We start from the raw sequence: 14612 nt of genomic DNA on the forward strand, positions 1-14612 counted from the left end.
GCCGCCCGAGAATTTTTTCGGACGAGGGCTTGCGCCGACAGTGTGTTAGCGCTCACACTCTAGCCATGTTTGTGACCGGTCACAATGCCGAGGACGAAAAAGAACCCGCCACTTCGGCGGCGTCGATCCGCGACGTCGCGAAGGCTGCCGGGGTGTCCTACCAGACCGTCTCGCGGGTCATCAACAACCACCCGAACGTGAGCCAGAAAGCCCGCGAGAAGGTCACCGCGGCGATGGCCGAGCTGGGTTATCGCCCCAACCGTGCCGCACGTGCGCTGGCCAACGGCATGGACCGAGCCGTGACTGTCCTGACCTCCAACACGAACCTGTTCGGTTACGCCGAGACGCTCGGCGGCATCGAGGAGGCGGCCCGCGCCGCCGGCGTGCACGTCGCCATCCGAGTGCTCCCATCCGACAGCCCCGAGGACATCACCGCGGCGGTCGACCAGGTCAGCGACCCGCGCTCCGGCGCCGTCATCGTCCTGGCGTTCGACCGCGAAGGGTCCCAAGCCCTGGAGGCGCTGCCGCCCACAGTGAGCTGGGCGGGTGCCGCGGAGTCGTGGCTGGGCCGCCAGTCGTCGCTGTCGGACAACCCGAGGCTCACCTGGTATGACGACACCGCCGCGGCCCGGACCGCGACCGAGCACCTGCTGGAGCTGGGCCACCGCACGGTCCACCACGTCGCGATCCCCTCGTCCTCCCCGGTCGGCGATCGCGAGCGCGGTTGGAAGCAGGCGCTCGAAGCCGCCGGCGCACCCGTCCCCGAGGTCGTCCAACCGCACGGCTGGTCGATCGCCGGCGCGTACGACGCAGCCCGCGAGCTGCTGCTCGACCCCGAGGTCACGGCCGTCCTGTGCGGCAACGACGACCAGGCGCTCGGCGTGATCCGTGCCGCCAACGACTTGGGCCTGCGGGTGCCTGACGACGTCAGCGTCGTCGGCTTCGACGACGTGCCCGCCGCCCCCTACTTCACCCCCGCCCTGACCACCGTCAGGTTCGACTTCGCGGCCTTGGGACGCCGCGCGTTCGAGCTGCTTGAACTCGGGTCCGGCTCGACAGAGGAGAAGGCGCCGCTCGCGTCGCCCGCCCTGATCGTCCGCGAGAGCACCGGTCCGGCCCCACAAGGGCGTACCGCTGCGCGGGCGACACCACCACCGCAGCACCTTCGCGCCGCCGGCGCCGGAGCCGAACCACAACACAAGGAAGATCGATGAAGAGACTGCACAAGACCCTGATCGCCCTGGCGGCGGTGGGGCTGCTGACCACCGCATGCAGCGACCCCGGCGGGAGCAGCGACGACTCCGGGAAGAAGACCGCGTCGGAGTGGCCGGCCGAGACCGCCAAGCTCGATGGCGTCAGCCTGACGATCTGGGCCGCACAGAACAGCAACGCCACCGCGAAGCAGGTCGCCGCCGACTTCGAGCAGAAGACCGGCGCGAAGATCAAGATCGTCACGGTGCCCGATCCGTACGAGCAGAGTGTGCAGACGAAGGTCGCCTCCGGTGACAAGCCGGACCTCGCGTTCTGGCAGCCCACTGCGTCCCAGCTGACCGCGATCAACGCGAAGCAGAACCTGCAGTCGCTCGACGGCGCACCGTTCATCGACAAGTACAAGCCGGCCCTCAAGGACTCCACCGGCATCCTCGACAAGACCCGTTACGCCGCGCTCGTCACGGTCCCCGCCGTCGAGGGCGTTTGGTACAACAAGGAGGTCTTCGCCAAGTACGGCATCACCGACACCCCGAAGAACTTCGACGAGATGGTCGCCGACGCCAAGACGATCAAGGCCAAGGGCGGCGTGCCGTTCTACGAGATGGGCGGGGACAAGTGGGCCACGCAGTGGTGGGTCCAGGTCCAACTCGCCGATGCGGCCAAGGCCGGCTTGTGGGACAAGGTGAACAAGAACGAGGAGAAGTTCACCGACCCGACGATCCTCAACGCGATCAAGAAGTACAAGAGCCTCGTCGACGACGGCCTGTTCAACAAGAACTACGCGTCCGCGACGTTCGTCGACCAGAGCAAGGCGCTGCTCGCCGGCGACGCCGCGATGGCGATCCAGGTCAACACGTTCTTCAGCCAGATGCAGGCCCAGTCCGACACCGCGGAGCTCAACAAGAAGATCGGCTTCTTCCCGATCTCGCCCAAGGGCAACGTCGGCACGGTCATCCCCGACCAGTCCAACGCGCTCATCGCGTTCAAGACCGGCGACACCAAGCGTGAGGCGGCGTCACGCCAGTTCCTCTCGTACTGGCTGGGCTCGGCGTACCCCGGCTTCATCAAGTCGCTCAACACCGTGTCGATCCAGGAGAGCGTCGACACCCCGGCGACCGTCCCCGACGCACTGAACGCCAACGCCGACTCGATCGGCAACTCGGTCGGCTCGATGCAGGTCCTCGCGGTGGTCAACCCGGACCTGTACCTCAACCTGGCCAACATGCTCGCCGGACAGGCCAGCCCGAGCAAGGTCGCCGAGACCACTCAGGCCCAGTTCGCGCAGCTGGCCCAGGCCATCGGGACCCCCGGCTTCTGAGCCGGGTGGCAGTCGACCAAGAGATCTGAAGGGATCGTTTTCCGAATGTCCGCGAACACTTGGACGCCTGCCGACACCGCTGGCGCGCCCGCCTTCACCGGGCGCGCCAGCGCACCACCCAGCACCTCCCGCAAGCTCCGCAAGTCCCGCAGGAACCGGCAGAAGCCCGGCCAGCCCGCCGCGTTCCTGCTGCCCGCCATCGCCGTCATGGTCGTGTTCTTCTTCATCCCGAGCGTCTACAACCTGGTGTACGCGTTCACCGACTGGTCGAGCTTCAAGAGCCAGATCAGCTTCGTGGGGCTGCGCAACTTCGACAACGTCCTCAACAACGGTGTCCTGCTCAACGACCTCAAGATCAACCTGATCTACGCCGTGCTGGTCGCGATCTTCCAGAACCTGTTCGGTCTCGGCCTGGCCCTGCTGCTCGAGGCCGACACCAAGATCAATCGCTTCGCCCGCACGATGGTCTTCATCCCGGTTCTGATGTCGGCGCTCGCCGTCGGGTACGTCTTCCAGGCGCTGCTCAAGCCGGAGGGATCCGTCAACGCCGCGCTGTCGTTCATCTCCGGGCAGGACGTGACGTACGGCTGGCTGTCCGACACCCACCTCACGCTGCTGTGGCTGACGATCATCCACGCATGGAAGTGGATGGGGCTCGCGATGCTGATCTACCTCGCCGGCCTCAAGACGATCAACAGCGACGTGCTGGAGGCCGCCCGGCTCGACGGCGCCGGCCGCTGGCAGACGTTCCGGCTGGTCAAGCTCCCCTACCTCGCCCCCGCCGTGACGTTCAACGTCGCGACGGCCCTGCTCGGGTCGATGAACAGCTTCGACATCGTGCAGGCCACGACCGGTGGCGGGCCCGGTCAGACCACCGAGATCCTCAACATCTTCATCTATCGCACCTTCGGGCAGGGCCTGTTCGCCCAGGCCACGACGATGAGCCTCGTGCTGGTCATCGTCGTGTCGCTCATGGCGTTCCCCACGATCATCCTGCTCCGCCGAAGGGAGCGTGTGCTGTGAGCACCCGCGCAGTCACCCACCGCTCGCGCAAGAAGGTGGTCCAGCCGATCGCCGCGCTGGTCCTCGTCGCCGTCGTCATCGGCATCCCGCTGTGGCTCGTGGTCGTCACCTCGGCCAAGTCGCAGGGCGACGCCCTCAACCCGTCGCTCGCGCTGCCGTCGGACGGCTGGCACTTCTTCAGCAACTACCGCCACGCCTTCACCGACGGCCGGGTCATCGACGCGTTCCTCGGCAGCGTCATGATCGTGGTGCCCGCCGTCATCATCGTGCTGCTGTTCGGGTCGATGGCGTCCTGGGTGCTCGCGCGTCGCAGCAGCATCTGGCTGTCGTCGATCTACGCCGTCGCGATCAGCGGCATCGTGATCCCGCCGGCGGTCATCACGCTGGTCCTGCTGCTGCGCCAGATCAGCCTCGCCGGGACGCTGGCCGGCATGGTGCTCGTGTACGTCGGCATCTACATGTCGACCGCGATCTTCTTCATCACCGGGTTCATCCGGACGATCCCGCACGAGCTCGAGGAAGCCGCCCGGGTCGACGGCGCCGGGCCCATCCGCATCTTCTTCACGATCATCCTGCCGCTGCTTCGGCCCGTCCTCGCCACGGCGACAATCCTGATCTGCCTCTACATCTGGAACGACGTGTTCTTCGCGTTCTTCGTGGTCGGCGGCCGCATGGACACACTGCCGCTCAACCTGTTCCAGGTCGCCAGCGCCGGGGTCTACCTCAACAACTGGAACCTGATCTTCGCGTACGTCGTGCAGATGAGCATCCCGCTGTTGGTCGTGTTCGTCGTCGCGCAGCGGCGCATCATCTCCGGCATCACCGGCGGTGCGGTCAAGTGAGCCTGGCGAGCAGCGCGACCGGATAGCGAGCCAGCAGCTCGGCGACCTCAACCGTTCCCCCGCCGAGCGACGAACCGGTGATGACGTCGGTCCACTCGCCGTCCTCGAGGGTCAGAGTCGTGTCGCCCCAGCCACCGGCGGCCTCGAGGCCAACAGGCAACCGCGTGCCGACCATGACGAGGTCTTCGCTGCGCGCGTACGCCAGGGCGTGCGCCGCGGCCGGGCCTTCGGCGGTCAAAGCGCGATAGCCCTCGAACAGGTCCGGGCGATCGCGGCGAAGGGTCAGCGTGCGGTGCACGACGAACAGCTTGGTCGCCCCCGAGACGTCCAGGTCCGGCACGAGCCCCTCGTCGAACCGGGCGAGCATCTCGCGGCGCAGGCCGTAGTCGACCGGCCGACGGTTGTCCGGGTCGACGAGCGAGAAGTCCCAGAGCTCGGTGCCCTGATAGACGTCCGGCACTCCGGGCGCCGTGAGCTGCACGAGCTTCTGGGTCAACGAGTTGGACCAGCCCGGTGCCTCGATGCGGCGGACGAACGCCTCGACCTCGTCGCCGAGCTCGTCGCGTACGCGTGCGGGCCATGTCGCGACCGACTGCTCGAACTCGTCATCGGGCTCGGTCCAGGTCGTGCGGAGCTTGGACTCGCGCGCGGCCTTCAGCAGGTAGTCGCCGAGTCGTTCGTCGCTGATCGGCCACGCACCGACGAGCGTCTGCCAGGCGAGCAGGTTGAGCGACGGCTCGTCGATGCCGCAGCGCTCGGTCCACGCCGTGACGGCGTCGGCGAACTCGTCCGCGACCTCGGCCAGCACGGCCATGCGCGCGCGGGTGTCCTCCGAGCGCTTGGTGTCGTGAGTCGTCAGGGCGGTCATGGTCGCGGGCTGGCCGGCGTCGCGCTCGGCGGSGAGCCGGTGGAGCTCGTCGACGCCGATGCCCCACACCTCGGGCGAGCCGCCGACCTCGTTGAGCGCCGCGAAGCGGGTGAACCGGTAGAACGTGGTGTCCTCGGTGCCCTTGGCGACGACCATGCCGGAGGTCTGCTGGATGCGGGTGGCGAGCTCGCCCTGAGGGTCGGCACGCACCTGCTGGTCGAGCGCCGTCAGCGCCGCCTCGAGGTCGGGCCGGCGGGAACGGGCCCGCTCGATCGCGTCGGTCCAGGTCGACCCGACCTCGGGCAGGTAGGACCGGTAGACGCCGAACGCGATCATCGACTCGGCGACGGCTGCACGCGCGGCCTCGACCTCGACGCCCTCGACAAGCGCTGCGATCCGCCGGACCTCGGCGACGAGGATCTGGTCGGTGACGAGCCGGCGCGCCTCCTCCTCGACCGCGGCGTAGTCCGTGCGGACGCCGAGCTTGGTGAACGCGGCCTCTCCTGCCGGATCGAGCAGCACGCCGAACGTCTCGCGCATCGCGTCGTAGCCCGTGGTGCCCTCCACCGGCCAGCTCTCCGGCAGGTGCTCGCCGGGGTGCAGGATCTTCTCGATGACGATCCACGCGTGGGGCGCTCCGTCGCGCAGCCGTTGGACGTACGCCCCGGGGTCGGCGAGTCCGTCGGGGTGGTCGACCCTCAGGCCGGTGACCTCCTCGGCGTTGACCCAGGTGAGGATCTCGCGGTGGGTGTCGTCGAACACCTCGGGCCGCTCGACCGTCACCGCCGCCAAGGTCGTGATGTCGAAGAACCGGCGATAGTTGAGCTCGGTGTTGCCGCGGCGCCAGTCGACCAGCTCGTAGTGCTGCCGGTCGTGGACCTCCTGCGGCGACCCATCACCCGTGCCCGGGGCGATCGGGAAGCGGTGATCGAAGTAGACCAGCTCGTCGCCCTCGACTGTGAGCTTCGCGAGGTCGTCGGCCGAACCCAGCACCGGCACCAGCACGCGACCGCGTGACCAGTCGATGTCGAAATGACGCGCGTACGCCGACGCCTCGCCCTCGCGCAGCACGCTGTGCCACCAGGGGTTGGCCGAGGGCACTTCGACTGACATGTGGTTGGGCACGATGTCGACGACGACGCCCAGGCCAGCCTCGCGAGCCGCTGCCGTGAGCGAACGGAAGCCGTCCTCGCCGCCCAGCTCCTCGCGCAGGCGGGTCGGGTCGGTGACGTCGTAGCCGTGGGTCGAGCCGGGCGTCGCCTCCAGGACCGGCGAGACATAGACCGCGCCGACGCCGAGGTCGCGCAGGTAGTCGACGACGGCTCGCGCGTCCGTGAAGTCGAAGCCGGGCCGCAGCTGCAGTCGATAGGTGGAGGTCGGCGCCGTCATGCCGCCACCCGCTGCAGGACGACCAGCGAACGGGCGGGCACGTCGAGCGCGGCACCGGAGTCGAACATGTCGCCTCCGGGCTGCTCCACCGCACCCGTCGCGGTGTCGACGACGACGGTCCAGGTCGCTCCGTAGTCGCCGTCGGGCAGCGTGAACTCGATGTCCTCGTGGTGCGCGTTGAACGCCAGCAGGAACGAGTCGTCGGTGATCCGCATGCCGCGCACGTCGCGGTCTGCGATCGCGTCGCCGTTGAGGAACACCGCGATCGACCGGCCGAATGCGTCGTCCCAGTTCTGCTCCTTCATCTCCTCGCCCGACGGCGTGAACCAGGCGATGTCGCGCAGCTCATCGGCCTTGCGGATCGGCTTGCCCTGGAAGAAGCGGCGACGACGGAACACCGGGTGCCGCCGACGGAACGCGGTCAGCGACGCGGTGAAGTCCAGCAGGTCGGTCTCGGCCTCCTCGAGGCTCCAGTCGACCCACGCGATCTCGTTGTCCTGGCAGTACGCGTTGTTGTTGCCGCCCTGCGTGCGGCCGAGCTCGTCGCCGTGCAGCACCATGGGCACGCCCTGCGACAGCAGCATCGTGGCCAGCAGGTTGCGGCGTTGACGGTGTCGCAGCTCCATCACCTCGGCGTCGTCGGTCGGCCCCTCGACGCCGCAGTTCCACGAGCGGTTGTCGTCCGCGCCGTCGCGACCCTCCTCGCCGTTCGCCTCGTTGTGCTTGTCGTTGTAGGACACCAGGTCCGTCAGGGTGAACCCGTCATGCGCCGTCACGAAGTTGATCGAGGCGTACGGACGCCGGCCGTTGTCCTGGTAGAGGTCGGACGACCCGGTGATGCGTGACGCGAACTCGCCGAGGGTCGCCGGCTCGCCGCGCCAGAAGTCGCGGACCGTGTCGCGGTAGAGCCCGTTCCACTCGGTCCACTGCGGCGGGAACCCGCCGACCTGGTAGCCGCCCGGACCGACGTCCCACGGCTCGGCGATGAGCTTGACCTGGCTGACGACGGGATCCTGCTGCACGAGCTCGAAGAACGTCGCGAGCTTGTCGACGTCGTAGAACTCGCGGGCGAGCGTCGCCGCGAGGTCGAAGCGGAAGCCGTCGACGTGCATCTCGGTGACCCAGTAGCGAAGCGAGTCCATGATGAGCTGCAGCGTCTGCGGGCTGCGGACGTTGAGCGAGTTGCCGGTGCCGGTGTAGTCCATGTAGTGCCGCTCGTCGTCCTCGACGAGGCGGTAGTAGGCGCAGTTGTCGATGCCGCGCATCGACAGCGTCGGCCCGAGGTGGTTGCCCTCGGCGGTGTGGTTGTAGACGACGTCGAGGATGACCTCGATGTCGGCCTCGTGCAGCGCCCGCACCATGCCCTTGAACTCCTCGACTTGCCGGCCGGGTCGCGAGGCGTACGCGTCGTGGGGCGCGAAGAACCCGATCGTGTTGTAGCCCCAGTAGTTGGTGAGGCCCTTCTCGGACAGGTAGTGGTCGGTGATGAACTGATGCACCGGCAACAGCTCGATCGCCGTGACGCCGAGCGACTTCAGGTGCGCGACGATCGCTGGGTGCGCGATGCCGGCGTAGGTCCCGCGGAGGCTCTCGGGGACGTGCGGGTGGGTCTGCGTCAGGCCCTTGACGTGCGCCTCGTAGATCACGGTCTCGTTGTAGGGCGTACGAGGCTGCCGGTCGTTGGCCCAGTCGAAGAACGGGTTGACCACCAGGGAGTACGGCACGTGGCCGGCCGAGTCGTCGTCGTTGCGCTCATCCGGGTTGTCCAGGTCGTACGCGAACAGGGCCGGGTTCCAGTCGAGCTCGCCGCCGATCGCCTTGGCGTACGGGTCGATCAACAGCTTGTTGGGGTTGCAGCGCAAGCCGTTGGCGGGGTCGTACGGGCCGTGCACGCGGTAGCCGTAGCGCTGACCGGGACCCACGCCGAGCAGGAAGCCGTGGTGGACGAACCCGTCGACCTCCTCAAGCCGCACGCGCGTCTCGGTGCCTTCCTCGTCGAACAGGCACAGCTCGACGTGGTCGGCTGCCTCCGAGAACAGCGCGAAGTTAGTGCCGGTGCCGTCGAACGTCGCGCCCAACGGATAGGACCTGCCTGGCCAAGGCTGCACGGACTTCCCCTCGTCGATGTCGGTCATGATGCGGGCCGGGCCGCACGGAGCGGGGCCACGGCCGCGTGTACCCGTTCATCGGAAAAGAACGCGTCGAGCGTGACGGGAAGTGGGATGCGCCAGTTGGGATACTCGTCGACCGTGCCCGGCAGGTTGGGCTGCTGCACCTGTCCGACGGCGTCCGCTGGCGAGCTGAGCACGAGCCTCGACGCCGCCTTGGCGATGACCGCGTGCAGCGCCACCACCGGGTCGTCGGCCGGGATGCCCTCGGCCTTCAGCAGGTCGAACAGGGCCTCACGGTCGGCCGCGGCTTGGGCGTACGCCTTGTCGGCCGGTCCGTCGAGCAGGCCGAGGTCGGCCTGGACGCGGATGCGCTCGTCCTGCAGCCACCCGCTGACCGTCGGCAGGTCGTGGGTGCTGATGCTCGCCATCGTCTCGGGCTCCCAGTCCTGCGGCGGCACGTGCGGCTGCCCTGGCACGTCCCAGTCGCGCTCGAACCACAGCACCGCCGAGCTCAGGATGCCGCGTTCGTGCATCGTCTCGGTGACGACCTCCTCGACCGTGCCGAGGTCCTCGCCGACGACGATCGCACCGACGCGATGTGCCTCGAGCGTCAGCACTGCGAGCATGACGTCGGAGTCGTAGTGCACGTACGTCCCGCGGTGCGCGGGCTCGCCCGGCGGGATCCACCACAGGCGCCACAGGCCCGCGATGTGGTCGATGCGGATGCCGTCGCCATGCCGCAGGACGCTGCGGATGACGTCGCGGAACGGCGCGTAGCCGGACTCGGCGAGCTTGTCGGGCCGCCACGGCGGCAGGCCCCAGTCCTGGCCGAGCGGGTTGAACGCGTCGGCGGGACACCCGACGCGTACGTCGGAGGCGAACGTGTCCTGCAGTGCCCACGCGTCGGCGCCGCCGGGATGCACCCCGACCGGGAGGTCGTGGACGATGCCGACGGACATGCCGGCGTCGTGCGCGGCGACCCGGGCGGCGTCGAGCTGTTCGCGGCAGAGCACCTGGAGCCAGGCATGGAAGTCGATGCGGGACGCCAAGGGCGTCCGGGCCTCGGCCACGGCGTCGCCCGCGGGATCGCGAAGCTCCTCGGGCCACTCGCGCCAGTCCGCGCCGTGCAGCTCCGCGAGCGCGGCGAACGTCGCGTACGCGTCGAGGTCGGGGTCGTTCCGGTCGATCTTGCCGGCGTGGACCCAGAGCAGCTCGAGCGCGGCCAGCTTGGCTGCCCAGACGGCGTCGTAGTCGACCAGCTCAGTCCCCTGGGCGGGCAGCAGCGCGAGCACGTCCTCGCGCGTCCTGTCGTCGGCGGCCGCGAACGCTGCGGTGTCGGTCACCCGGAGGTAGAGCGGGTTGGCGAAGCGCCGGCTCGCCGGGGAGTAGGGCGAGCGCTCCAGCGGGTGCGACGGCATGAACGCCTGCACCGGGTTGACGAGGAGCACGCCGGCGCCCTGCTCGGACCCGGCGCGGCGGGCCATCTCGGCAAGGTCGCCGTAGTCACCCATCCCCCACGACTGGGCGGACCGCAGGGCGTACAGCTGCAGCATCCAGCCCCAGGTGCGCGGCACCTCGGGCATGCGGGGCGGCGCGACGACGACGGTGATCTCCTGGTCGCCGGCGGTCAGGCGGTGCCAGCCGAGCGGCAGGTCCTCGGGCAGCTCACCCTCGACGTCGAGCGTCGACCCGTCCTCGAGCAGCAGCCGGCCCGAGACGCCGACCTCGCGCGTCGTCCCCTGCGTGACGGCGATCGTCGCGGGCAGCGGCCGACGGGCACGTTCGACCTCGACGAGCGCGAGCTCCCGCTCGATCGACTCGGCGCTGCCGGCGTCGACGTCCAAGCGGGCCAGCACGGCGACCACGATCTCGTCGTCGACCGTGACGAGCTCACGGTCCGAGCCCTCGTAGGTCATGGCGACGCCGTGGGCGGCGGCGAGCCGGCTCAGCGCGTCAGAGTCGTCGGTCGCGGCCATGCGGTCCAGCATCCCCGGTGCCGGGGCGGCTTTCCAAACCGGTGGTCACGTACGCCGCCCGGGCGCGCAGCTGGCGCGGCGGGTCGAAGATCGCCAAGCCGCGTGCGGCGAGCATGCGGGCGAGGAGCAGAGACGTGCGCATGGACGTGCGGGTACCCCGTTCGAGCGGGTCGAACCGCTCAGCGCCCGCTGGCTCTGCCCAATCTCAGCTGCCGCTGGCTCTGCCCAATTCTCAGCTCCCGCTGAAGGTTGCCTTGCCTGGCCCGTTCTCGATGAACGAGTCCATGCCCGCGGACTGGTCGTCGGTCGCCCACAGCGCGGCGAACTCCGAGCGCTCGATCTCCAGGCCCGTCTGCAGGTCGACCTCGAGGCCGCGGTCGACGGCGCTCTTGGCCGCGCGCAGTGCGAGCGCGGGACCGCCGACGAACTGCGAGGCCCACTCGACCGACTTGAGGTAGACCTCGTCAGCGGGGTGCAGCTGGTCGACGAGGCCGATCGCCAGCGCCTCATGGGCGTCCACGAAGCGGCCGGTGTAGATCAGGTCCTTGGCCTTGGCGGGGCCGACGAGGCGGGCCAGCCGCTGCGTGCCACCCGCGCCGGGGATGATGCCGAGCAGGATCTCGGGCTGCCCGAGCTTGGCGTTGTCGGCGGCAAAACGTACGTCGGTCGCCAGCGCCACCTCGCAGCCGCCGCCGAGCGCGAAGCCCGTGATCGCCGAGATCGTGGGCTTGCCGAGCGCGGCGAGCGACCGGGTGAATGCCTGCAGCAGGTGGGCGTGCCGGCTGATGTCCTGGTAGGACATCGCGGCCATCTCCTTGATGTCGGCACCGGCCGCGAAGGCCCGCTCGCCGCCGTAGACGACGACCGCGGCGACGTCGTCGCGGCCATCAGCCTCGTCGCACGCCTCGATGATCTCTCGCTGCATCTGCGCGTCCAGGGCGTTCATCTTGGGCCGGTCGAGCCGGATCGTGCCCACCCCGTCGCTGACCTCGAGTCGTACGAACTCACCCATCGTGCCTCCAGCCGCGTCGTCGGCGGTCGTCCCGCCATCGCGACGAGCATAGGACAGCGACGACGGCGGGCCCGACCACCCCGAACGTCAGGACGCGATCGGCGGCAGCTCCTCGCGCGTCGGCGGTTCGGCACCGGCACGCCCGACGGTGATCGCCGCCGAGATGTTGGCGTGGTGCATGTACGAGCGCAGGTCCGACAGCGACAGTCCCCGGACACCCGCCGCCGGGTCTGCGGTGTCCGAGGCGACCAGACCCGTCGTCACCATGGCGTCGATGAGCCCTGACATGTAGGAGTCGCCGGCGCCCACGGTGTCGATGACCGGCGTCGTCGACGAGGCCACGTGCACCTCGCCCGCCGAGTGCACCGCGAACGAGCCGCGAGCACCCGCCGTGATGACCACCAGGCCGGCCCCGAGGCCGATCCAACGGCGCGCCACGACAGTGGGCGCGATGCCCGGGTAGAGCCAGTCGAGATCCTCGTCGCTGACCTTCACCACTCCGCACGACGCCACGAGCCGGGTCAGGCGGTCGATCACGGCGTCACGGTCGTCGAGCAACCGCGGCCGGATGTTGGGGTCGAACGTGACGAGGGCCGTCTCGGACGCTCGCTTGACGAGCTCCTCGACCGCGTCGGCGCCCGGTCCGAGGCACGCTGCGATCGACCCGGTGTGCACGAGCGGCCCGATCGGCAGCGATTCCAGGCCGTCCGGGTCCCACGCGATGTCGAAGTCGTACCGCGCGGCGCCGCGGGCGTCGAGCCAAGCCGTCGCCGTCGACGTGGGACCCGGACCCACGCTCAAGGGCGCGAGCCTGACGTCGCTCCGCTCGAGGGCTGCGCGGACCACGCGTCCGCGCTCGTCGTCGCCGAGGCTCGTGGCGAGCATGACCGGATGGCCCAGGCGACCCAGGCCGACCGCGACGTTCGCCGGGCTGCCCCCGGGATGCTCGCTCCGCCGGCCGTCCGACCGCACCACGATGTCGACGAGCGACTCCCCCACGACCAGGATCACGTGACGACCATGGCGCCGGTCATGATCGCCACTGCCTCCTGCGGCGTGTGCGTCTTGGGCGTGATGACCGCCGCACGCCGCCCGAGCCGCTGGATCTGGATGCGGTCGGCGACGTCGAACACCTGGGGCATGTCGTGGCTGATGAGGATCACCGGCATGCCCTGGTCGCGCAGGTCGCGCACGAGCTGCAGGACCTGGGCCGACTCGCGTACGCCCAGCGCCGCCGTCGGCTCGTCCAGGATCACGACCTTGGAGCCGAACGCCGCCGCGCGGGCGACCGCGACGGCCTGCCGCTGGCCACCCGAGAGGTTCTCGACGGCCTGGGTCATGGACTGCAGCGTCGTGATGCCGAGGTCCTCGACCTGCTGCTTGGCGCGGTCGCGCATGCCCTTCTTGTCGAGCATCCGGAACACCGACCCGCGTACGCCCGGCAGCCGCTGCTCGCGACCCAGGAACAGGTTGCTCGCGATGTCGAGCGCCGGCGACACGGCGAGGTTCTGGTAGACCGTCTCGATCCCGGCCTTGCGGGCGTCGTCGGGTCGGTGGAACTCGACCGGCTTGCCCTCGACGAGGATCTGGCCGGCGTCAGGCGTGTAGGCGCCCGACAGGCACTTGATCAGCGTCGACTTGCCGGCGCCGTTGTCGCCGATGATCGCCAGCACCTCGCCGGCGTGCAGCTCGAGGTCGACACCGGCCAGGCCGACGACGTGCCCGAACGTCTTGACGAGGCCGCGAGCCTCCAGAACTGGCGTGCTCATGCGCGTACCTTCCTGATCCACTGGTCGACGGAGACCGCGACGATGACGAGGACACCGACAGCGAGCGTTTGGTAGAGCGGGTCGTAGCCGGCGAGGCTCAGCCCGTTGCGGAAGACGCCGACGATCAGGGCGCCGATCAGGCTGCCCCAGAGCGCGCCGCGACCGCCGAAGAGGCTCGTGCCGCCGATCACCACGGCGGTGATCGAGTCGAGGTTGGCGTCGACGCCGGCGTTGGGGCTCGCGGCGTTGACCCGGCCCATGAGGATCCAGCCGGCCGCGGCGAACAACGCGCCGGCGGTGACGTAGACGCTGAGAATGACGCGCGTGACGTGGATGCCGCTCAGGCGAGCCGACTCCGCATCGTCGCCGACGGCGTACACGTGACGGCCCCACGTCGTCTGGCTCAAGGCGAACGCCATCCCGACGTACATCAGGATCATCAGCACCACGCCGTACGTGATCTGGGCACCGGCGACGTCGAACGACTTGCCGGTCCAGGTCAGCAGCTCAGGCATCTCGATGCCCCGGACCGTGGCGCCGTCGGAGTAGAGCAGCGCAACGGCGGTGAACACGTTGAAGGTGCCGAGCGTGACGATGAACGGCGGCAGGTTGAGCCGCGTGACGAGGACGCCGTTGATGACACCGGTCGCCACGCCGATGACGAGGGCAGCGAACAGGGCGAGCGGCCCGGGCCAGCCGTGGTCAGTCGCGACACCGGCCGCGACGAGCGTCGACAGGATCATCGCGGCGCCGACGGACAGGTCGATGCCGGCGGTCAGCACGATGAGGGTCTGCCCGATCGCGAGCGCGCCGATGACGGCGACCTGCTGCACGACGAGCGAAAGGTTGGCGCTGCTGAGGAATCGGTCGTTGAGGAGGCCGAACGCGATCATCGAGATGATCAGCACGACGGCCGGGCTCAGCGCCGGATAGCGATGCAGCAGGGTGCGCAGCCGGTCGAGCGGGCTCGGCGGGCGGGTCAGGCCGGCGTCGGTCAGCACCTCGAGCGGGTGGTCGACGAGCGCGGTGTCTTCGGGTTGGTGGGTCATGGCGGGTGGTCCTCTCGATCTGGGTCGGGGGCGGGAGCGGCGG

At 69.4% G+C, this 14612-nt stretch carries 11 protein-coding genes; 4 read left to right on the forward strand and 7 right to left on the reverse strand.

All coding sequences use genetic code 11. The annotated features are described in order from the left end of the window. Positions 1-65 precede the first annotated feature (65 nt). The 4 genes from ASE12_RS05855 to ASE12_RS05870 are packed head-to-tail and all read left to right on the forward strand — an operon-like array spanning position 66 to position 4395. The gene (locus tag ASE12_RS05855; RefSeq protein ID WP_082582105.1) at positions 66-1214 is read left to right on the forward strand and encodes a LacI family DNA-binding transcriptional regulator; all 1149 of its coding nucleotides are present in this window, start codon (positions 66-68) and stop codon (positions 1212-1214) included. Continuing rightward, positions 1211-2530, forward strand: coding sequence for an ABC transporter substrate-binding protein (locus ASE12_RS05860; protein WP_056398146.1), 1320 nt, complete (start codon positions 1211-1213; stop codon positions 2528-2530). The genes ASE12_RS05855 and ASE12_RS05860 overlap by 4 nt, the downstream gene beginning before the upstream one ends. 45 nt (positions 2531-2575) lie before the next feature. Continuing rightward, positions 2576-3553 carry a carbohydrate ABC transporter permease gene (locus ASE12_RS20000; protein WP_200954969.1) on the forward strand — a complete coding sequence of 326 codons (978 nt, stop codon included), beginning with the start codon at positions 2576-2578 and terminating at the stop codon, positions 3551-3553. Next, entirely contained in the window at positions 3550-4395 is an 846-nt protein-coding gene (locus ASE12_RS05870; RefSeq protein WP_056398149.1) for a carbohydrate ABC transporter permease, read from the forward strand. Before ASE12_RS20000 ends, ASE12_RS05870 begins: the two co-directional genes overlap by 4 nt. Here the strand turns inward: ASE12_RS05870 and treY are convergent. From treY to ASE12_RS05905, 7 genes are all read right to left on the reverse strand, one after another. After that, complete coding sequence (treY, locus tag ASE12_RS05875) at positions 4388-6652, reverse strand: malto-oligosyltrehalose synthase (RefSeq protein ID WP_056398152.1); 2265 nt, start codon at positions 6650-6652, stop codon at positions 4388-4390. The genes ASE12_RS05870 and treY overlap by 8 nt on opposite strands. Further along, on the reverse strand, positions 6649-8787 hold the full coding sequence (gene glgX, locus ASE12_RS05880; protein ID WP_082582107.1) for a glycogen debranching protein GlgX: 2139 nt from the start codon (positions 8785-8787) through the stop codon (positions 6649-6651). Before glgX ends, treY begins: the two co-directional genes overlap by 4 nt. After that, positions 8784-10739: a 4-alpha-glucanotransferase gene (malQ, locus tag ASE12_RS05885; protein ID WP_157412825.1), complete on the reverse strand. Its 1956-nt coding sequence runs from the start codon at positions 10737-10739 to the stop codon at positions 8784-8786. Before malQ ends, glgX begins: the two co-directional genes overlap by 4 nt. A 232-nt stretch (positions 10740-10971) precedes the next feature. After that, positions 10972-11751: an enoyl-CoA hydratase/isomerase family protein gene (locus tag ASE12_RS05890; protein WP_056398156.1), complete on the reverse strand. Its 780-nt coding sequence runs from the start codon at positions 11749-11751 to the stop codon at positions 10972-10974. 87 nt (positions 11752-11838) lie between these two features. Continuing rightward, the gene (locus ASE12_RS05895; protein ID WP_056398158.1) at positions 11839-12762 is read right to left on the reverse strand and encodes a carbohydrate kinase; all 924 of its coding nucleotides are present in this window, start codon (positions 12760-12762) and stop codon (positions 11839-11841) included. Further along, a complete protein-coding gene (locus tag ASE12_RS05900) occupies positions 12759-13520 on the reverse strand; it encodes an ATP-binding cassette domain-containing protein (RefSeq protein WP_056398159.1) in 762 nt (253 codons plus the stop codon). Before ASE12_RS05900 ends, ASE12_RS05895 begins: the two co-directional genes overlap by 4 nt. Next, the gene (locus ASE12_RS05905) at positions 13517-14569 is read right to left on the reverse strand and encodes an ABC transporter permease (protein WP_082582108.1); all 1053 of its coding nucleotides are present in this window, start codon (positions 14567-14569) and stop codon (positions 13517-13519) included. Before ASE12_RS05905 ends, ASE12_RS05900 begins: the two co-directional genes overlap by 4 nt. Positions 14570-14612: the final 43 nt, after the last annotated feature.

Origin of the sequence: Aeromicrobium sp. Root236 (genome assembly GCF_001428805.1) — a bacterium.
In the GTDB taxonomy this organism is placed as follows: Bacteria; Actinomycetota; Actinomycetes; order Propionibacteriales; family Nocardioidaceae; genus Aeromicrobium.